This window comes from Eubacterium oxidoreducens (assembly GCF_900104415.1).
In the GTDB taxonomy this organism is placed as follows: Bacteria; Bacillota; Clostridia; order Lachnospirales; family Lachnospiraceae; genus Eubacterium_C; species Eubacterium_C oxidoreducens.
This window is the reverse complement of sequence record NZ_FMXR01000011.1, coordinates 44,704-63,708: the sequence shown is the minus strand read 5'-3', so window position 1 is coordinate 63,708 and position 19,005 is coordinate 44,704. Positions and strand designations below refer to the sequence as shown.

Genomic DNA, 19,005 nt, shown 5'->3' with positions numbered 1-19,005 from the left:
TCGAAACGAGTCGAAAAGGTGACTTATAATATGACAAAAGAAGAATTAAAAATTGCAAAGATTCATGAAAAAGCGGCTCGTAAAGAAGCCAAAATCCATGCAAAAGCAATAAAAAAACAAGATAAATTAGAGCGCAAGCAAGCCCGTCCCGGCTATGCACAAAAAGAAGCTCTACACCAAGAAAAACTAGAAATCAAAAATCAAAAAAAAGCGGTAAAAAAGAAAAAGAAAAAAGAAATCCGGATGGAAACAGACGAGGCTATACGTGCTTCCTATCCCAATTCAACGCAGCCATATGCCAAATGGGATAAGCTTGATAATACCGCTCATCTGTTCCCGGTTATTGCCGGTGAAGATATGACTAATGTATATCGTATGTGCATTGTTTTAAAAGAAGAAATTGAACCGTTGTATCTAGAAAAAGCACTTCATAAATTGTTACCATGGTTTCAGAATTTTCATTCTGTTTTACGCCAGGGGTTCTTTTGGTATTATTTTGAAGAAAATCCAAAACGCTATCCTCCGATTCGGGAAGAAAGTGAATACCCTTGTCAGTACTTTGCACCAAACTCTAACCGTGACTATCTGTTCCGACTGACCTACTACAAGTGCCGAATCAATCTTGAAGTCTTCCATGTACTGACAGACGGAAGTGGTGCCTTAAACTTTCTGCGTGAACTGACTTATCAGTATCTCAACTTTGCACATCCGGATCTGGTATTTCGCCACGGACAGGGCTTATCTAGCGAAACGTCCCTAAATACCGAGGACAGCTATGAAAAAAACTATCGGCATTACAACTTAAAAGGTTACGCAAACGAAACCGCCTATCTCATCAAAGGACCTCTTATGAAGGGCTCTAAGATGGGAATTCTTCGTGGCATGATGGATATCCATCAGTTCAAAAAAGTTTCAAAAAAATATGGTTGTACGATAAACGAGCTTGTTGTCGCAACCTTTTTTTACAGTGTGTATCATGAATATATGCATACACTGCCTTCGCGACATCCGATTACAGCCGGAGTACCGGTAGATCTTCGTCCATATTTTAATTCTGAAACCACAAAGAATTTCTTTGTAATGATTTCAGCAAAGTTTAAACCGGTGGAAAATCGCGAATATACCTTTGAAGAAATTGTAGCTGCAACAAAGGAATCTCTTCGTTCTCAGCTTAACAAAGATCATTTGGAAGAAATCTTTTCCTTTGCCGTTGGTAACGAAAAGATTATGATTCTTAGAACGATACCATTAGTATTTAAAAATATGGGCATTCGTGCTGCCTATAAAGCTGCTGCTCGTAAGAACTCCACAACCATTACCAACGTCGGTTCCTTAAAAGTGAAAGAAGATTATCGACAATATATTGATGATTACTACTGCTTCTTATCACGCTCTTATGGTCAGGATATTAAAGCCTGTATCTCTTCATTTGAAGATCGGCTCTCAGTCTGTTTCAGTTCCAAATTGACAGACGTTGCGATTCAGCGCGGTTTCTTTCGAAAGCTTGCACAAGAAGGTCTTGAAATCAAAATAGAAAGTAATGGTGTTTATTATGGCTAAATGTATAAAATGTAATGTTGTGATTTTAGATGATACCAATATCTGTCCGTTATGCCATCAGATATTAGAACCGATTCCCGGTGAAAAGGTAGATAACGTCTATCCGAACATTAAAGAAAAACATAAAAAGATGAATTTTGTCATACGGCTTTATGTCTTTTTAGCTTGTGTCTGTGATGCTTTATTTGTACTGATTAATCTGCAAGCCAACGGCACTGTACGATGGTCTGTCATTACATCCGCCGCATTTATTTACGGCTTTTTGACCCTGGCATTATCCACGGATTCACATTTTTCCTTGAAAGCCAAGATGGTCTACCAGACCTTATGGGGCGTTGCCTTTATCATTGTAATTGATTATATCTTCGGTTTTAAAGGCTGGTCTTTAGCTTACATCCTTCCGAGCGCAATTGTGGTATTGGATGTCATAATGCTGGTTTTAATGCTGATTAATCGACGCTATTATCAAGAATATATGGTTATGGAGATTTTGCTTATAGCCTTAAGTGTTATTCCGCTTCTCTTTTATATTGTGAATTTAACCCATATTCTTCCGCTTGCACTCTTTGCTTTAATTGCATCCGGAATCCTTTTTATTGGTACATTAATTATCGGAGGGCCTCGTTCTAATGCCGAGTTATCCCGAAGATTTCACGTAAACTAATTATCGAGGTGTCTTTTATTGCGAATTGGTGAATTTGAATTTCTGCGTTTCACTCAGGTCATCATTGACAGTATTTTATTCGTTCAACCTGATATGAAACCGGCATGCGACGAACTGAATACAGAAGCCAAAACGCTCATGGCACGTGCATTTCCAATTGTACCGGAGCGAATCGGGCACATCTTTAATCGCATTTTTGAAGGAGACCGGGCTGCTTGCGACGCGCTTAGTGCCGTTATCGCTATGCGACTTTTTCCAAAACTCGCTGATTACCTAAAATTTGCAACCGGTCATGCCTGCACTGTCCGAAATGCTTATTTGTTTTCCGGCAACACATCGCCGACTTTTCCGGAAATGAAAAAGACCTTTGATTATTTATGTCGTGTATTTGAAGGAAATCGCAATGCTATGCCATTTTTTGATGCTGAATTCACAATGGATAATCGTTTTATCGAATACCTATGCGGCTCTGATTTGCCTAGCACAGACTTTCGCTCCTACGGTGAGATTCTTCGCGCGAAGACACATTATCCCGCCTCTGATATGCCGCTTTCCTCGGTTTCCTTATTCCATGAAATGATTCCTCGAGACAATATCTGGCTGATTGGGGATTTTCATTTCTTCGAAACCTTAAAAGCTGCTTGCCGAAATCTAGAACATGACACGGTTTATATCAATTTTCAAAAGATTAAGCCGGAAATCATTCAAGACAAAATGGAAGAAATATTTCGCGAAGTGTTCTTTCACCGGGCCTACCTTGCGATGGACGGTCTTGATGATGCCAGAAACGCTTATCTCTACCCATATATTCAAAGAGCCACCCCTGACGGAATTCCTCTCGTTATACACACAACAGAGCGAACCAGCCTTCTGGCTATGACCGAAACGCTGTTTCGCGTAATCCATACAAAATAAGGACAATGGTTGTTAAGGCAATACCTTACACATCCCATTGTCCTTTTCTTTATTTCTTTCGATCTTGCAAATAATCTGCTTTATATTTCGAATAAACAAACTTCTGCGCCCGGTATAATCCAAAATACCCGCTTAGCATATAACTGATTGCAATTGCAATCAGATAATATGGCAATGCTTCTAATCCAAATAATTCAAAACAAATCAAAATAGACGTAATTGGCGAATTGGTAACTCCGCAAAATACTGCTCCCATTGCAACAGCGGCACTAAGCGTCGGCGAAAATCCGGTAATTGTACCAAATGCACATCCAAAGGTTGCTCCAACATACAGTGTCGGTATAATTTCTCCCCCTTTATATCCGGCGCTAAGGGTAATAACCGTAAAAATAATTTTAAGAATGAACACATACCACACCACATCTCCTTGCAGTGCTCTTGCTATCACTTCGACACCTGCACCATTATAATCCTGATTGCCAATGAGCCAGGTAAGAACTGCAATTACAAGCCCCCCCAAAAAAATCCTTCGATATTTTCTTTTTATCACATTTACAAACACGGTATGTGATTGCTGCAACAAGGAACAAAATACCATACTAAGCACTGCACAAAGAATCCCCAAAATTCCAATTATAATAAAAGTCGGAATCGATGCCCCCGGAATATCCGTAATTGTAAAATGCATGGATTCAAACCCAAAATGCACTGCCAGGTAATGCGCTGTTAATGCTGAAATGGCACATGGCACAAGCGCCGTATATTGCATTATTCCAACCGTCACCACTTCCATGGCAAAGATTGTCGCTGCAAGCGGAGTTCCCAAAAGCGCAGAAAATGCAGCGCTCATGCCACACATAATGGCAATCTTGCGATCCGCCTCATCAAAGCGTAGCAACCGTCCGAAAAATTCACCGAGACTTCCTCCTATTTGTAAAGCAGCTCCTTCCCGTCCCGCAGAACCTCCAAACAAATGCGTAAGTATGGTAGACACAAATATAATCGGTGTCATATTCAGTGGAATCTTTTCTTCTGTCAAAATTGCCATAAGCACCAGATTAGTTCCTCTGTCATGATCATCATTTGCAAATTTATCATAAATCAGCATAATCAATAGACCACAAAATGGCAAAAGCCAGATGATCCAGCCATGTGCCATTCGAAAATCCGTGACTTGCCGAACGCTATACAAAAAAGCAATTCCAACAAATCCTATCCCGACTCCGCAAATCAATGCAAGTATCATCCACTTTATCATCATTTTAAAACGGCGGACAGATCCCTTGCTCAAGTTATCAATAAAATATTTTGCTTTTTCTTCCATAAATTTCATGCTACCAAATTCCCCTTTTCTTTACAAGTTTTTCGCACTGGGATATACTGAAAAAAAGTATTTTTTGGAGGTTCTTTATGCAAATAACATATATGCATCCGGCTGACCAGTTGGTCGCCTATATGTCTCGTATCTACGAGGCTAATCTTACAACTACTTCAGGTGGTAACCTGTCTATAAAAGATACAAACGGAGATATCTACATAACTCCCGGTGGATATGATAAAGGTTCTTTAACGCGACGCGACATTGTCTGTGTCCATCCCGACGGTACAATAGACGGGATACATAAACCATCTAGCGAACTATCCTTTCATCGAAAAATCTATGAAGCCAATCCGGATTTTAATGCTGTTCTTCATGCACACTCTCCTGCTTTAATTGCATTTAGTGTTGTCCGTCGTATTCCTTCCACGGATCTTTTTCCTGCCGTCTATAACAAGTGCGGCGTTGTCACTATGGCTGATTACGCTTTGACCGGAAGCGATGAGCTCGGTGAAATTATCGCCGCACAGTTTAAAAAAGGCTGTGACATTACGATTCTTGAAAATCATGGTCTTGTTGCCGGCGGTACTTCCATGGAGGATGCCTATTTAAAATTTGAAGCATTAGAATTTGGTGCTGAAATTGAGCGACGCGGCTTAACGCTTGGCAAACTCAACCATCCTATGAACCACGAACTTGCCAACAAACAAGCGGTTCGCATATTTACAGGCACCATAAAACCACCACTTTCTTCTAAGGAAATGGATGCCCGCAATCAAATCTGCGATTTTCTCCATCGCGCTTATCGACAAAAACTCATCTGCGGAGCCTGGGGCTCTGCTTCTATCCGTCTAGATGAAACATCTTTTGTCCTAACACCAAAGGATGTCGATCGCATGACCATAGAGCCGCAGGATTTGATTTATGTATCCGACTTATGTATAGAAGAAAATAAAATTGCCGACGAATACGCTTGTCTTCACATGGAAATCTATAAAAAGCATCCCGAAGTCAAAAGTATTTTGATCGGACAACCACAATCTCTCATGGCCTTTGCGGTAACCGACACCCCAATGAATACGCGTCTGATTCCGGAAAGTTACATGGTATTGCAAGATTTGTCCGAATACGACTTTGACAGTTATTTTGCCAAACCGCAAAAGGTAGCTGCTTGTATGAACCATGACGAAACACTCTTGCTTCTCAAAAATGATGCTGCCGTTGCCGTCGGTCCTACACTGCTTCGCGCTTTTGATCGTCTCGAAGTTGCCGAATACTCTGCAAAAGCCATCTTAAGCGCACGCTCTCTTGGTGAAATTGTTGAAATCAACCATCATCAGATTCAAGAACTTCGTGACAAATTTCATATCCGCTAGCCCATTCGTTTATTGAAAATGAATGGTGGGTATATTAAAATTGAATAAGATAAATAAGTACATATATTAGGAGGACTAACATGCGACATTTAATGAGTCCGATGGATTTGTCTACCGAAGAACTTGACCAGCTCTTAGATTTGGCAAATGATATCGAAAACAATCCGGCTAAATACGCACACGCCTGTGAAGGCAAGAAGCTTGCAACCTGTTTTTATGAACCGAGTACGCGAACAAGACTTAGTTTTGAATCCGCAATGCTCTCTTTGGGCGGACAGGTTCTAGGTTTTTCCAGTGCAGATTCTTCTTCTGCCGCAAAGGGTGAAAGCGTTGCTGACACCATCCGTGTCATTTCCTGCTATGCTGACATTTGTGCTATGCGCCATCCAAAAGAAGGTGCACCGCTCGTAGCTTCTCAAAAATCAACAATTCCGGTCATCAATGCCGGTGACGGAGGTCACCAACATCCTACACAAACCCTTACGGATTTGCTGACGATTCGTTCTTTAAAAGGACGACTAGATAACTTGACGATTGGTCTTTGCGGCGATTTAAAATTCGGTCGTACTGTTCATTCCTTAATTCATGCTTTAATTCGTTATCACAATGTAAAATTTATTTTAATTTCACCGGAAGAGTTAAAAGTTCCGGATTATATCCGCAATGATGTCCTGCTTGAGCATAATATCGAATTCAAGGAAATGGTTCGTCTTGAAGATGCACTCCCGGAACTTGACCTGCTCTACATGACTCGTGTGCAGCGTGAGCGTTTCTTCAACGAAGAAGACTACATCCGTATGAAAGATTTCTATATCCTAGATAAGGCCAAGTTAGAGCTTGCCCCACAGGATATGCTGATTTTACACCCACTTCCTCGTGTCAATGAGATATCCGTTGATGTAGATGACGATCCACGTGCTGTTTACTTTAAGCAGGCACAATACGGTGTATATGTCAGAATGGCATTAATCCTGACACTTTTAAAGGAGGCAGAGAAATAGATGTTAAATATCGGTGCTATTAAAGAAGGTTTTGTATTAGATCACATTCAAGCCGGCATGGCAATGGATATCTATCACTACCTAAAACTCGACAAACTTGATTGTACAGTTGCAATTATCAAAAATGCACGTTCCAATAAGATGGGCAAAAAAGACATCATCAAAGTAGAATGTGCCATTGAAACCTTAGATATCAGTATTTTAGGTTTTGTTGATAAGAACATTACCGTTAATGTGATTAAGGACGAAGTGATTGTCGAAAAGCATGAACTTACGCTTCCAAAACAGGTTATGAACGTTGTCAAATGTAAAAATCCTCGTTGCATCACCTCCATAGAACAAGGCCTTGATCAGATCTTCGTATTATCAGATCCCGGCAAACAATTATACCGATGCAAATATTGCGAGGAAAAATTCCAAAGACCGCATTATTAAAGTCAAGACTCGCGAGCGAGTCTTGCACGCCGGATTCGGGTCTGCTTCAGCAGACAAATTCCTATCCGAATCCGTGCGTTCTACGCGCTCTGAACGTTCATAGCCAAGGTGATTGTCCATCTCGGATTCCATCATTTCTTTGATAGTTTCTCCAAGAAGATCCTTAAGAGCATCTTGGATATCCTGAGCGGATTCAATATCATACTCCTGAAGGAGTTGTTGGATGATCTGACGTTTTCCGTCAGTCATTTGAACATGGTGAATTGGTTTCTTTTCTTTGCCATCATAAAAAGCCTCCTTTGGTTAGTGTACCATAGAAGACCTTGTACTTATATATTTACAGAATTTTTTTCACATACTCAAGTCAAGGCTCGCTCGCGAGTCTTGCGCGCCGGATTCGGGTCTGCTTCAGCAGACAAATTCCTGTCCGAATCCGTGCGCATCCTCGCGGAGCGTTTAACTCAGTCGGAGCTTGTACCCCGACTGAGTATAGTTTGTCATAACCCCCACCTACGCTAAAGCATAGAGGTGGGGGATTTCTCCGACTGAGTTAAAAATTTCTTTCTCTTTCGCCAATCTTTTGTTGCTTTCGATACGCCACAAATGTCATAATCAGAGTAATAATGGTCAAATAATTAGCCAGCAGAAAATAAAGACTCACAGGTATTAGGTTGTTATCCGGAAGCCCCTTCACAAAAGTTGTTCTAAATGCCAACAAGAAAGAAATAGCTGGCAAAACAAAATGCCATACAAAAGCTACCTTCTTGATGATAAGCAACTGTAAAAAAATAAATCCGAACGTAATAATTCCTATACCTATATACCAAATAATCACTTCATTACCTCCCTAACTTATCTCCTTTTAAATTCAGTTTCTAGTTACATTAAATACGTACTTGAATTTACGAGATGATTTTCTATAGAAAACACATATTTAATCATCACTCTTAGGTATATACTTCCTATTCTCCCCATCCCACGGAAACCATTCTACCATTTCACCAAATCATTGGCAAACATAGACCAGCCCCAGACTACTTCACTTTCACCGTAAAAGTCACTCCCATGTCTGTCGATGACTTATAATTCTTATTTCCCAATGCCTTAACTTTGATTTTCACCTTGTAAGTTCCCTTCTTTAGACCCTTTACAACCGTCACTTTTCCAGTAGTCTTGTTAATTTTGAAGTATTTTTTGAAGGATTTACTTCCCTTCTTAGCGGAAACAAGCGTATAGTTTTTCGTATCTTTTGCGTCCTTCGTAAAGGTCATAACCTTAGAAACACTTAAGGTCTGATTCTTTTTCTTTAGCTTTTTGTATTTTACAGAAGCGGTCTTCCCCTTTGCTCCAAAAGGATTTACTGCTTTTGTGATTTTAAAGGTCAACGTCTTTCTTCCGGTGAAGTTATCACCCTGAAGCGTAATTGTAACTTTGGCCGTTCCCGCATTCAGGTTATTCTCATAGCGAAGCGTATAATTATTATCAGCTAAAACCCCATCGGCATTGGCAAGCGTAACATTCGGAGTAATCGCCTTTCCCGTGTAAACATAGGAATTTTGCTCCAATGATGTAATCGTTACTGCTAAGGCTCCGATTGCGATGCCATCACTTTTCCCACACTTTGAGCAAATACATTCTTGATATCCGTTATCAGTAAAGGTGGCTTTATGATTCACGAGCTGCCAATCATGCTCGCCGCCTGCTGAACAAGGTTCCTCTCCCAGTGAGTCAAAAGTATAATCATATTTTTCCGCATACACCTGCGCCGTGGAATCTTCATATCCGGCAATGGTTGCTTGTGAGGCAATCGTCATTTCATTCGTATAGACATCATAAATATCACAGTCTGCATTCCATATCGTTACTTTTGTAAGGTTGTCACAGGCATTAAAGGATTGTCTTCCAATCTTTTCCACGGATGCTGGCAAAGAAACCTCCGTAAGCCCCGTGCGATAAAAGGCATAATCTTCAATTGTCTTTAGACCATTCGGAATCGTGATACTATCCAAATTATATTGTCCACTAAATGCAGAAGCTCCAATCTCAGTTATGGTATCCGGCAAAATAATACTCGTAAGATATCGATTTTCACCGACTCCAAGATAAGCAAATGCCTGTGCCGGAATCTCTGTTGTCCACGCAAACTGATAGTCGTAATCTCCTCCTATCGGACCGGCCGTATTTAGAGAATTGGGAATTTTATAGGAGGTAGCTGTCGGTTGTGCAAACTCGATCTCGGTACTACGCATGATGACTTTTGTAATACTTCCATAACCAGTTTCCGCTCCAAAAGCATCCCAGTTTAATCTCTTTAAACTCGCCGGAAAATCAAGCTCGGAAATGCCATCATTGTAAAATGCCTGGGTCTCAATTTCTTCAAGCGTATCCGGAAACTCAATTGCATCCAAATCAAAGCAGTTATAAAATGCCATTTCGCCAATCGTTAAAAGTCCCTCAGGAAGACTTGCCTCAGTAACACCGGTCAGTCCCGCAAAAGCATTTGCACTAATAGCTGTGATTCCTTCACCAATGATTATCTTTTTTACTTGTGCTTTATCCGTATAACTTTCAAAAGCCCTAGAGCCAATCTCACCACTTCCGCTTATGGTAAGCACACCGGTATCGGAAGCATAGGTAAACGTCGCATTACTTCCGTACACATCATCTAATAAGGTTCCACAATTTCCGGACGTCGGAAGATTCTGTGCATACGTTTTCTTTGCACTCATCGGCATGAGCGCAATCACTAACAAAACCGCCACCAATAGTACTCTTAGTCTTTTTTTCATAATCATCATACCTCCACCGAAAGAAAAAAAGCCGGAAAGATACGAACAGGCACACTGTCTCGTACTTTCCGGCTAATAATCATCTGCCTCTTATATTTATTTTATCATGGTTCATATGAAAATCAATGTTTAAAACGGTCTGCCGCAACACATCATCATCAGATACAATGCACCAAAGGTCAGACACAATCCGCTGGTTGCCGGAATCATACTTCTTCGATATCCATAACCGCTTCCCATCTGCTGATACCAGTCGCCTCCCATCTCAAGCCGAGAAACAAGACGTCGATATTCCTCATTATTTGGCTCCATCGCAAGTGCCTGGCGGGCATGTTCTTGTGCCGTCACATTATTGCCAATGCCTGCATTTGCAAGGGCACTGCAAAAATACCAAAGCGCCGTTCTTTCATATTCCGAAATGGATGCCAATACATTCAAGGCTTCGTTAAAATGTCTGGCATGAATATAATTCAATGCCGCTTTGATTCGAACGTTCTCATCTTTTGATGCTGTGGTGCCTCTAAAAGAGTTTCCATAGGTACCACCGCGATTAGCCGAACCACCATATCCATACTGGTAGCCTTGCTGGCGCTGCTTCATAATCTGATCATACGCCTGCTGCACCTCTTTAAATTTTTCTTCTGCCTGTACCTTATTCGGATTATTCACATTCGCATCCGGATGATACTTTCGGCTTAACTTTCGATATGCTTTTTTTATCTCGTCGTCCGAGGCGTTTTGTGACACGCCTAGAACCCGATAGGGATCAAACATCATAATTTCTTACCTTTTTCTTTCTTTTTAAGAAGCATGTCATACTTTAACCAGACACCTGAATATAATACATTTCTCAAAATGTCTACATATTCAAGAATCGGCAACGTTTCAAAGGATTTTGAGCATTCACTCATCATGCTCGTAAGCATCAATCTCGTCAAGGTATCAAAATCCGCCTCTTGCTTACTTTTCATTTCAATAAGCGGATTATACGCCCCCGTCTTTAGATCTTTATTAATATCTTCATAAGCATCCATAAGATAAATGAATTTCCCCATATAAAAGCCCATATGGCGAAGCGCTCTCTCCCATACATCATCTTTCTTCCATACAAATATTTCCGAAAGCATTTCTCCTGACAGACCGGCTATCACATCAATATTTTTTTCCTTTTCCCGCTCTGCTTTTTGAAGAAGCTTCATATATTCTTCCATCGCATTTACCTGGCGCGGATACTTGCCACGTATCTTCGTATAATCTTTGTCAAAAATCTTTGTGAACATCTTCTTCGTGTACGAGCGCTCATCAACCCAATCATCTTCGAAGTTCTGATAGGCAAACAACAGATTCATATCTGCCGCATAATAAGTAGCCTCATTAATAAACAATGTCCGCTTCTTTGTCGGATGAAGCGGGCACAAATAACTTTGCTCTGTATTTACTAATTCATATAGACCACTTAAAAGCACAATTAAAAAAGTCATATCATAATTAATCAACATTCTTCCTTTAATTCCACTTGTCTGCTTAAGCACCTGACACAAACCGCAATAAAACGACTGATAGGTTCTCTTATCCGTATCGGTCATCTGTTCTCGGTCGATTGTAATATAGCCAAACATCGCTTACCTCCTGTCAAGACTCGCTCCTTATCTGTCTGTTACCGGAAGCTTCTTATGTGGTCTTGATAAATCTGGTATGACACTTTGGACACGTAATTTCAATACGTCCCTTTCCTTTTGGCACTCGCACTTTCTGACCGCAATGTGTACAACGATAAAATGCATAATATCTACGCTGGCGCATATGTTCTTTCGACCAGAATAATTTTCCTCTAATCTTTGCCGTAGCTTTCAGGAATTTTTGATTTTCAGCGTAACGCTTTGGTATATTTCGAGACATCATTCGAAAATAACAATAGATCATAACCACAAGCGCACCCCAATAAAAGAGCGAAATCCTGCTTATCATGGATAAAAGTAAAAGAATAACCGTGATAATCCATAACAATCTGTTAAGCTCATCGCGGCCACCATATCTTCCATACATAAATCTTAATATTCTATCCCTAAAATTCATACGCGTCACCTCCATAACATCTAGATCTTTCTTCCAATCTAAGAAAAAACGAGCGAAACGATAAGCCGGGTTATGTCGTTGAGTGATCATCTATCTAGGACTGCTGTCGCCAACAGCCTCAAGCGACCTACCTAAAGCTGGCGGGCCACGTCATCGCTTTGTTTCGGTCTTGCTTCGGATGGGGTTTACATATGCCCCTGTCTGTTACCAGCCAGGCGGTAGTCTCTTACACTGCCTTTCCACCCTTACTGCATCATCTGCAGCGGTTTATTTCTGTTGCACTATCCTTAAAGTCGCCTTTACCGGACGTTATCCGGCATCCTGCCCTGTGAAGCCCGGACTTTCCTCACCTGTCATATGACAGCCGCGATCACCTGTTCCACTCGCTATTTTATTTTATACCGGAAAGCAACTGCCTCCGATAAATTCCCGAATAATAGAATTGTTCGGAATTCCTTCTGCCGGAAGTGGCAGAACATAATCTAGAAATTTAAGCAGCCTCTTTGCTTCAATATATTCCGGGCAATCCCGTTCGATTGCAAAAAGCTGCGCTTCTGCATAAGGTTTTAACACTGCCAGCTCATAGATAAGAGCTGAATTAAACATGACATCCGCATCATCCTGAAATGGAAAGATATGCTTTTCTTCCCCTCTTCTGACCGAATCCCACATCGCAATTGTCTGCTTTGCACTGACTCCTCTGGTACGGGCGTCTCTAACAATTCTTCGAATCAAACGTCCATCCGTTGTGGAAAGCGAATTATGTTCATCAATATTTAACTGTGTTAAAGCACTTATATATATCTTATACTTACTTTGTGACGGAAGTGTGTAGGATAACTGATCATTTAATCCATGAATACCTTCAATGACCAAAACTTCATCCTCCTTCAATTGCAGCTTATCTGCTTTTTCACTTTTTCCCGTCATAAAATTGAATTTTGGCATTTGTACTTCTTCGCCTGTCAAAAGCCTTTGCATCACATCATTGAACAGCTCGATATTCAATGCCTCTATACATTCAAAGTCATATTTTCCATTTTCATCCACCGGACACTTATCCCGATCCAAATAAAAATCATCGAGTGAAATGGGATGTGGTTTGATTCCATGCGCAATAAGCTGTATGGATAATCGATGTGAAAATGTAGTTTTTCCGGAAGAAGATGGACCTGCAATCATAACAAATTTCGTGTTTTTATTTTCCATGATTTCTTCTGCAATTTCACCGATTTTTTTCTCCATCAATGCCTCATGAACCAACATAATATCACGACTTCGGCCATGGGTGATGGCATCATTAAACGCTCCTAATGTTCCGCAATCGAGCATTTCTCCCCAATGTGCAGCCTCATCTAATACACAAAACAACTTATGGGAAGGTTTAAATTCTGCTACCTTTTTGCTTTCCTTATCCGGAAACAACAAAACAAATCCATCCTCATAAAGTCGCAGATCAAAGTATTTCAAATAGCCGGTGCTTGGCACCATATAACCATAATAATAATCGTAATAGCCATCAATTTCATAGACATTAACTCTGGAATTTCGTCGATAATGGAACAATCTTTCTTTATCATGCATTTCCCATTCCCGGCATAAATCCAGCACCATTTCCGTCGGTGCGTTCCATTTTTTTATCGGAATGTCTTCCTTGCACATCCGAATCATCTCCGCTTTCACTTTCGCAAGATATTCTTCGTTCAAAATATCCCCTTTTGTCAATCGACAAAAATACCCTTGTGAAATACTATGCTGCACTCGAACCCCAATTTCATCGTCTCCGCTAAGGTTAAAAATCGCTTTTTGCATCATCAAAGTCATACTTCTGCGATAAGCCTTTCGTCCGGCTTTATCCATACTTGTTATAAACTTTAATTCTTTTGCATCTTTAACTTTTTGGGATAACTCCTTTAATCGCTCATCAACCTGTACCAGGACAATGTCGTCTTTATATTGTGATTGGTATTCATCCGTAAGTTCTTTATAAGTAGTTCCTGATTCGTATTGCTTTTCTTCTCCGTTAATTCCTACCGTAACTTTTTCCAACTTCCATTCCCCTTTCGGCTTCTAATACGATTAGCTGCTTTGTCTTAGTGCTTCTTCTACCAGTGTTTTTTCCTCCGTCAGCTGCGTTATTCTATCCTTGTACCGATCGCCTTTTATCCTCAATTCCTTCAGAATCTTGTCAATTCTTTCTTGTTCCTTATTTAGAAACTCGATTAGTACCGGATGCTGCTTTCGTATTAAACAAGGTCCATAATGCAATTGTATTTCGCTAAGGCTGGTATGTTTTTGAGTATAACAAACTCTCATCATTGGATAGAATTTACCTCCCTCACATACCATATCTTCTGCAATAATCTCAAATCCTTGTTCCGACAGATAGGCTCTCAAAAGTTCAATCTCTGACTGCGGTTGTAATATGATTTCCCGGCAACTTTTTGCCACATCCAAACTCTGCGATAGTATGGTCTTCATTAGATTTCCACCCATGCCTGCAATCACGACAGAATCCACTTCTTTGGCGCTAAGTGCCATAAGTCCATCCGACAATCTAGTTTCCACCACATCCAAAAGCGCAGCCTCTTCAATATGCTCACGCGCCCTCAAAAGAGGGCCTTCGTTTACATCAAGTGCAATCGCTCTTTTAATTTTTCCCTGTTCATATAACGCAATCGGTAAATAGCCATGGTCACAACCGACATCTGCAAGCGTACCATATACTTCAACAAGTTGCGCTACGGCCATAAGACGTTGTGATAGTTTCATATTATTCTAGATAATCCTTTAACTTTCTGCTTCTTGACGGATGACGCAGTTTTCTGAGTGCTTTTGCTTCAATCTGTCTAATACGTTCACGCGTTACATTAAACTCTTTTCCAACTTCCTCTAAAGTTCGTGCACGTCCATCCTCAAGACCAAAACGAAGCGTCAGCACTTTCTTTTCTCTTTCTGTTAACGTATCAAGTACCTCTTCAAGCTGCTCCTTTAGCAAAGTAAATGCTGCTGCTTCCGCCGGAACCGGTACGTTTTCATCTTGAATAAAGTCTCCTAAATGAGAGTCTTCTTCTTCTCCAATCGGTGTTTCCAAAGAAACCGGTTCTTGTGAAATCTTCAAAATCTCACGCACACGTTCTACCGGCATCTTCATCTCCTCTGCAATTTCTTCCGGTGATGGTTCGCGACCAAGTTCCTGCAATAACTGTCTGGATACTCGAATTAATTTATTAATCGTCTCTACCATATGTACCGGAATACGAATTGTTCTTGCCTGATCTGCAATCGCTCTGGTAATTGCCTGACGAATCCACCAGGTTGCATAAGTCGAAAACTTATATCCTTTTCTGTAATCAAACTTTTCAACGGCTTTTATAAGTCCAAGATTACCTTCCTGAATCAAATCCAAAAAGAGCATTCCTCGACCCACATAACGTTTTGCAATAGAAACTACAAGACGTAGATTGGCTTCTGCCAGTTTTTGTTTTGCATCGGTTCCAATTGCAACAGTCTCACGAAGCCCTTTCATCTTCTCTTTCATGTCTTCCGCATCCGGATCGATATCTTCATCATCAAAAATCTGATCAATTTCTTCTTGCGCGAGCAATCCGGCTTCCATCTTCTGAGCAAGATCGATTTCTTCGTCTGCCGTCAAAAGCGGCACCTTTCCAATCTCTTTTAGATACATACGTACCGGATCTTCAATGCTGACACTATCCGGTACCGAAAGGTCAATTTTTTCTACCTCAACTTCCTCATCTTCATTTGCCATAATGATATCATCATCAATATCGTCTTCATTATCATCGGAAATTCGTAAAATATCGATTCCTGCTTTCTCTAGCTCCTGCTGCACATGTTCAAGCTGCTCCGGATCGGATTCTTTTACTTTTTCCACGACTTCCGAATATTCAATAATATTCTTTTTCTTCTTAGCTAAATCAATCAGTTCTCGAATCTTTTCCTCTAATAATTTTTCATCCATGTTGTTCGTACCTCTCTTTATTATATTTACAGACTAATTGTAATTTTTTTCAGTTCTTCCAATTCTTTTTCTTTTTTTATCATCTCCATCAGATGATTCATATCTGCCGACTGTGCTCCACTAGACATCTTTTCTATATTTCCTTTTTTTATCGTAATCAACAGTTCTTTTAGTGCCTGTTGACGTGCCTGCTTTGTCTTAGCCGCCGTTAGTTCTGTATGAAACAACTCTCCAATCTGGCGTTGTTCGTCTTCACTTTGAAAATGACTCATGATATCCGCCGGATGAACATGCCCCTGTGCTTTTTGCTCATATAACATCCGCGCTACCTGTCTATATAATTCTTCCGTGAAGTCCTGTGGACCAAGATATGGTTTTAATACATCAAACAGGCTTTCTTCTTCTATCATCCATGTCAATAATAATTTCTGAGCTTCTTTTAAACCATCGGTTTTCTTTTTGGACTGCGCTCCGGTTTTTAACGGCGCTTGCATCTTAATGCCGGCACCTTTGGCCGCCTGCTCTCTCACCAGCTCCTTTAGTGCTTTATCTGTAAGCTGATAATGCGTCGCCACTGCATGAATGTAACTGTCTCGTTCAATTTCCTGTGTAAAGCGAAGCAACATCGAAGCTGCCTGCCGATAGAAATCATTTTTTTCTGCCGGATCAGACATATTGTATTCGCGCTGTTTCATTCGCACTTCAAACAAGAATGAATTTTCCGCTTGTTCTATGCGTTTTTCATATTCTTCCTTGCCCAATGCCTTAATAAATTCATCGGGATCTTTATATGGATCCATATGAATAATCTTACAGTGGACACCGGTTTGTGTCATGATTGGAATGGTGCGCAAAGCCGCTTTAATTCCTGCTTCATCGCTATCAAAGCTTAAGTATGCTGTCTTGGCAAATCTTTTTACCAAATTGGCATGTCCCGGTGTAAATGCCGTTCCAAGCGATGCCACTGCATTATCAAATCCAGCCTGATGAAGTGCTATCACATCCATATATCCTTCGCACAAAATGATACCTTCTCTCTTTGAGGCTCTTGCGAAATTAAGACCATACAGGTTGCGACTTTTGTCAAATATCATAGTCTCCGGTGAGTTGAGATACTTAGGCTTACCATCTCCCATCACTCTGCCGCCAAAAGCAATTACCTTGCCTCGCTGATCCATAATCGGAAACATCACACGATTCCAGAACTTATCATATCCACCCTGCCTTTCATCCAGCGTTATCAGTCCGGCCTTAGCAAGCAGCGAATCGGAATACCCTTTCTTTCTTAAGTATTGATACAAATCATTGCTGTATTGCGCCGAATATCCAAGCCCGAACTTTGTCATAGTCTCTTCCGTCAATTCCCGGCCATTTAGATATTCAAGTGCTTTCTTTCCCGGTTCTGCGCGAAGCAGCATATAAAAATACTTAGCTGCTTCTTTGTTAATCTCATATAACTTTGTCCTGGTATCTTCTTTTTCCCGCTCTTCCTTTGATCTTTCCACCTTTGGAAGCGAAATTCCCGCACGTTCTGCCAACGCCTCAACAGCCTCAGGAAAAGTGTACTTTTCATATTCCATCAAAAACGAAAATACATTTCCCGATGCTCCACAACCAAAGCAGTGATATAGCTGTTTGCTTCCCGACACCGAAAAAGATGGCGACTTCTCATTATGGAACGGGCACAATCCCATATGATTAGCACCCTTCTTTTTTAAAGAAACGTATCCGGATATCACGTCCACAATATCATTACTCATTCGCACCTGTTCTACCAGCTCATCCGAATAATATGCCATATTTTTCCCTTCTTACTTTTAATATTTTTTCCAGGAACTTGGAATAAATAAGCTTTCAAACTTGTGTACTGCATACTGATCTGTCATTCCTGAAATATAATCACATACCACAACTTCCGTCTTTTCACCTTTTGTCAGGAGATTAAGATAAGTCTGCGACATCTCTTCCGGATGTGCAATATAGTGCTCGTACAGTTTTTGAACCATCTCAACGGCTTTTCCTTCTTCTCCTTTTGCAATAGGATTCGTATACACATGTTCAAACAAAAACGTGCGCAGCCCTCTCATTGCTTCTTCTATTTCCTCAGACATACAAATCTGTCCGCGACGCAAGGATGATGTTACAATATCATGAATCAAAGTGTTTAAACGTTCTCTTGTCGTACCGCCCAATTTTAACCGTAATTCATGCGGTATATCTTCCTCTCGCAATACACCGGCTCGAATAGCATCATCCATATCATGATTGATATAGGCAATTTTATCCGAAAGACGTACGACCTTTCCTTCTGCCGTTTTCGGCATTCTAGATGTCTGATGATTCAAAATACCGTCTCTGACTTCCCACGTAAGATTAAGACCGCGTCCGTCCTTTTCAAGCACCTCAACAATTCTTACACTTTGCTCATTGTGGTGAAATCCCATCGGACTGATTGCATTCAAACTTCGTTCCCCCGCATGTCCAAACGGAGTATGTCCAAGATCATGTCCTAGTGCAATCGCTTCTACCAAATCTTCATTCAAACGCAGTGCTTTCGCAATGGTTCTTGCATTTTGTGACACTTCAAGTGTATGTGTCATTCTGGTTCTATAATGATCCCCTTCCGGCGACAAGAACACCTGCGTCTTATCCTTAAGACGCCGAAATGACTTACTGTGCAAGATTCTGTCTCTGTCACGCTGATACACCGTTCGAATATCACATTCTTTTTCTACACGTGCTCTTCCAATCGATTCTGCACTTAAAGACGCATGTTCACTTAACGTATTTCGTTCCATCTGTTCTAGATTTTCTCGAATATTTGCCACTTAAGATTATCCTTTCTAAAATACTCTTCACTATTAATATTTCGTCTTAAAAAGGAAT

General features: G+C 40.7%; 17 protein-coding genes, 1 other RNA gene and 1 pseudogene. 6 read left to right on the top strand and 13 right to left on the bottom strand.

The window, feature by feature from the left end:
* Positions 1-30 precede the first annotated feature (30 nt).
* The 3 genes from BLS20_RS08060 to BLS20_RS08050 all read left to right on the top strand — a co-directional run bounded on the left by BLS20_RS08060 (position 31) and on the right by BLS20_RS08050 (position 3,139).
* A complete protein-coding gene (locus BLS20_RS08060; RefSeq protein ID WP_242870551.1) occupies positions 31-1,560 on the top strand; it encodes a hypothetical protein in 1,530 nt (509 codons plus the stop codon).
* Complete coding sequence (locus tag BLS20_RS08055) at positions 1,553-2,224, top strand: DUF6320 domain-containing protein (protein ID WP_143010242.1); 672 nt, start codon at positions 1,553-1,555, stop codon at positions 2,222-2,224. The genes BLS20_RS08060 and BLS20_RS08055 overlap by 8 nt, the downstream gene beginning before the upstream one ends.
* Before the next feature lie 93 nt (positions 2,225-2,317).
* Entirely contained in the window at positions 2,318-3,139 is an 822-nt protein-coding gene (locus BLS20_RS08050; protein ID WP_176762342.1) for a hypothetical protein, read from the top strand.
* A gap of 49 nt (positions 3,140-3,188) precedes the next feature.
* Here BLS20_RS08050 and BLS20_RS08045 read toward each other — a convergent pair whose 3' ends face one another.
* Complete coding sequence (locus tag BLS20_RS08045; RefSeq protein WP_242870550.1) at positions 3,189-4,472, bottom strand: chloride channel protein; 1,284 nt, start codon at positions 4,470-4,472, stop codon at positions 3,189-3,191.
* A gap of 77 nt (positions 4,473-4,549) precedes the next feature.
* Between BLS20_RS08045 and BLS20_RS08040 the strand changes: the two genes are divergently transcribed.
* From BLS20_RS08040 to BLS20_RS08030, 3 genes are all read left to right on the top strand, one after another.
* Positions 4,550-5,833, top strand: a complete 1,284-nt coding sequence (locus tag BLS20_RS08040) for a class II aldolase/adducin family protein (RefSeq protein ID WP_090173857.1) — start codon at positions 4,550-4,552, stop codon at positions 5,831-5,833.
* Positions 5,834-5,913: 80 nt separating this feature from the next.
* Positions 5,914-6,834 carry an aspartate carbamoyltransferase gene (gene pyrB, locus BLS20_RS08035; RefSeq protein ID WP_090173856.1) on the top strand — a complete coding sequence of 307 codons (921 nt, stop codon included), beginning with the start codon at positions 5,914-5,916 and terminating at the stop codon, positions 6,832-6,834.
* Entirely contained in the window at positions 6,835-7,269 is a 435-nt protein-coding gene (locus tag BLS20_RS08030; protein ID WP_090173855.1) for an aspartate carbamoyltransferase regulatory subunit, read from the top strand. It begins immediately after the preceding gene.
* A gap of 69 nt (positions 7,270-7,338) precedes the next feature.
* Here BLS20_RS08030 and BLS20_RS08025 read toward each other — a convergent pair.
* The 12 genes and pseudogenes from BLS20_RS08025 to BLS20_RS07970 all read right to left on the bottom strand — a co-directional run.
* Positions 7,339-7,518 (bottom strand): annotated as a pseudogene (locus BLS20_RS08025) (transposase); the annotation flags it as partial.
* A gap of 301 nt (positions 7,519-7,819) precedes the next feature.
* Positions 7,820-8,104 carry a hypothetical protein gene (locus tag BLS20_RS08020; protein WP_090173854.1) on the bottom strand — a complete coding sequence of 95 codons (285 nt, stop codon included), beginning with the start codon at positions 8,102-8,104 and terminating at the stop codon, positions 7,820-7,822.
* 199 nt (positions 8,105-8,303) lie between these two features.
* Positions 8,304-10,058: a leucine-rich repeat domain-containing protein gene (locus BLS20_RS08015; protein ID WP_176762341.1), complete on the bottom strand. Its 1,755-nt coding sequence runs from the start codon at positions 10,056-10,058 to the stop codon at positions 8,304-8,306.
* A gap of 129 nt (positions 10,059-10,187) precedes the next feature.
* Positions 10,188-10,835 (bottom strand): DnaJ domain-containing protein, encoded by a 648-nt coding sequence (locus BLS20_RS08010; protein WP_341443204.1) that lies wholly within the window; start codon positions 10,833-10,835, stop codon positions 10,188-10,190.
* On the bottom strand, positions 10,832-11,677 hold the full coding sequence (locus tag BLS20_RS08005) for a DUF5685 family protein (protein ID WP_090173852.1): 846 nt from the start codon (positions 11,675-11,677) through the stop codon (positions 10,832-10,834). Before BLS20_RS08005 ends, BLS20_RS08010 begins: the two co-directional genes overlap by 4 nt.
* A 52-nt stretch (positions 11,678-11,729) precedes the next feature.
* Complete coding sequence (locus BLS20_RS08000; protein WP_242870549.1) at positions 11,730-12,134, bottom strand: zinc ribbon-containing protein; 405 nt, start codon at positions 12,132-12,134, stop codon at positions 11,730-11,732.
* Positions 12,135-12,179: 45 nt separating this feature from the next.
* Positions 12,180-12,520, bottom strand: an RNA gene (rnpB, locus tag BLS20_RS07995) — RNase P RNA component class A.
* A gap of 10 nt (positions 12,521-12,530) precedes the next feature.
* Entirely contained in the window at positions 12,531-14,183 is a 1,653-nt protein-coding gene (locus BLS20_RS07990) for a nucleoside kinase (protein ID WP_090173851.1), read from the bottom strand.
* A gap of 30 nt (positions 14,184-14,213) precedes the next feature.
* A complete protein-coding gene (locus BLS20_RS07985; protein ID WP_090173850.1) occupies positions 14,214-14,906 on the bottom strand; it encodes a tRNA (adenine(22)-N(1))-methyltransferase in 693 nt (230 codons plus the stop codon).
* A 1-nt stretch (position 14,907) separates the two neighbouring features.
* On the bottom strand, positions 14,908-16,119 hold the full coding sequence (gene rpoD / locus BLS20_RS07980) for an RNA polymerase sigma factor RpoD (RefSeq protein WP_090173849.1): 1,212 nt from the start codon (positions 16,117-16,119) through the stop codon (positions 14,908-14,910).
* 26 nt (positions 16,120-16,145) lie between these two features.
* Positions 16,146-17,918 carry a DNA primase gene (dnaG, locus tag BLS20_RS07975; RefSeq protein ID WP_090173848.1) on the bottom strand — a complete coding sequence of 591 codons (1,773 nt, stop codon included), beginning with the start codon at positions 17,916-17,918 and terminating at the stop codon, positions 16,146-16,148.
* An 18-nt stretch (positions 17,919-17,936) separates the two neighbouring features.
* Positions 17,937-18,947: a deoxyguanosinetriphosphate triphosphohydrolase gene (locus BLS20_RS07970; RefSeq protein WP_278286162.1), complete on the bottom strand. Its 1,011-nt coding sequence runs from the start codon at positions 18,945-18,947 to the stop codon at positions 17,937-17,939.
* Positions 18,948-19,005 lie beyond the last annotated feature (58 nt).

Coding starts and splice junctions, on each gene's coding strand:
- BLS20_RS08060 (WP_242870551.1), top strand. CDS start 31: ATGACAAAAGAAGAATTAAAAATTGCAAAGATTCATGAAAAAGCGGCT.
- BLS20_RS08055 (WP_143010242.1), top strand. CDS start 1,553: ATGGCTAAATGTATAAAATGTAATGTTGTGATTTTAGATGATACCAAT.
- BLS20_RS08050 (WP_176762342.1), top strand. CDS start 2,318: ATGAAACCGGCATGCGACGAACTGAATACAGAAGCCAAAACGCTCATG.
- BLS20_RS08045 (WP_242870550.1), bottom strand. CDS start 4,472: ATGAAATTTATGGAAGAAAAAGCAAAATATTTTATTGATAACTTGAGC.
- BLS20_RS08040 (WP_090173857.1), top strand. CDS start 4,550: ATGCAAATAACATATATGCATCCGGCTGACCAGTTGGTCGCCTATATG.
- pyrB (WP_090173856.1), top strand. CDS start 5,914: ATGCGACATTTAATGAGTCCGATGGATTTGTCTACCGAAGAACTTGAC.
- BLS20_RS08030 (WP_090173855.1), top strand. CDS start 6,835: ATGTTAAATATCGGTGCTATTAAAGAAGGTTTTGTATTAGATCACATT.
- BLS20_RS08015 (WP_176762341.1), bottom strand. CDS start 10,058: ATGAAAAAAAGACTAAGAGTACTATTGGTGGCGGTTTTGTTAGTGATT.
- BLS20_RS08010 (WP_341443204.1), bottom strand. CDS start 10,835: ATGATGTTTGATCCCTATCGGGTTCTAGGCGTGTCACAAAACGCCTCG.
- BLS20_RS08005 (WP_090173852.1), bottom strand. CDS start 11,677: ATGTTTGGCTATATTACAATCGACCGAGAACAGATGACCGATACGGAT.
- BLS20_RS08000 (WP_242870549.1), bottom strand. CDS start 12,134: ATGAATTTTAGGGATAGAATATTAAGATTTATGTATGGAAGATATGGT.
- BLS20_RS07985 (WP_090173850.1), bottom strand. CDS start 14,906: ATGAAACTATCACAACGTCTTATGGCCGTAGCGCAACTTGTTGAAGTA.
- rpoD (WP_090173849.1), bottom strand. CDS start 16,119: ATGGATGAAAAATTATTAGAGGAAAAGATTCGAGAACTGATTGATTTA.
- dnaG (WP_090173848.1), bottom strand. CDS start 17,918: ATGGCATATTATTCGGATGAGCTGGTAGAACAGGTGCGAATGAGTAAT.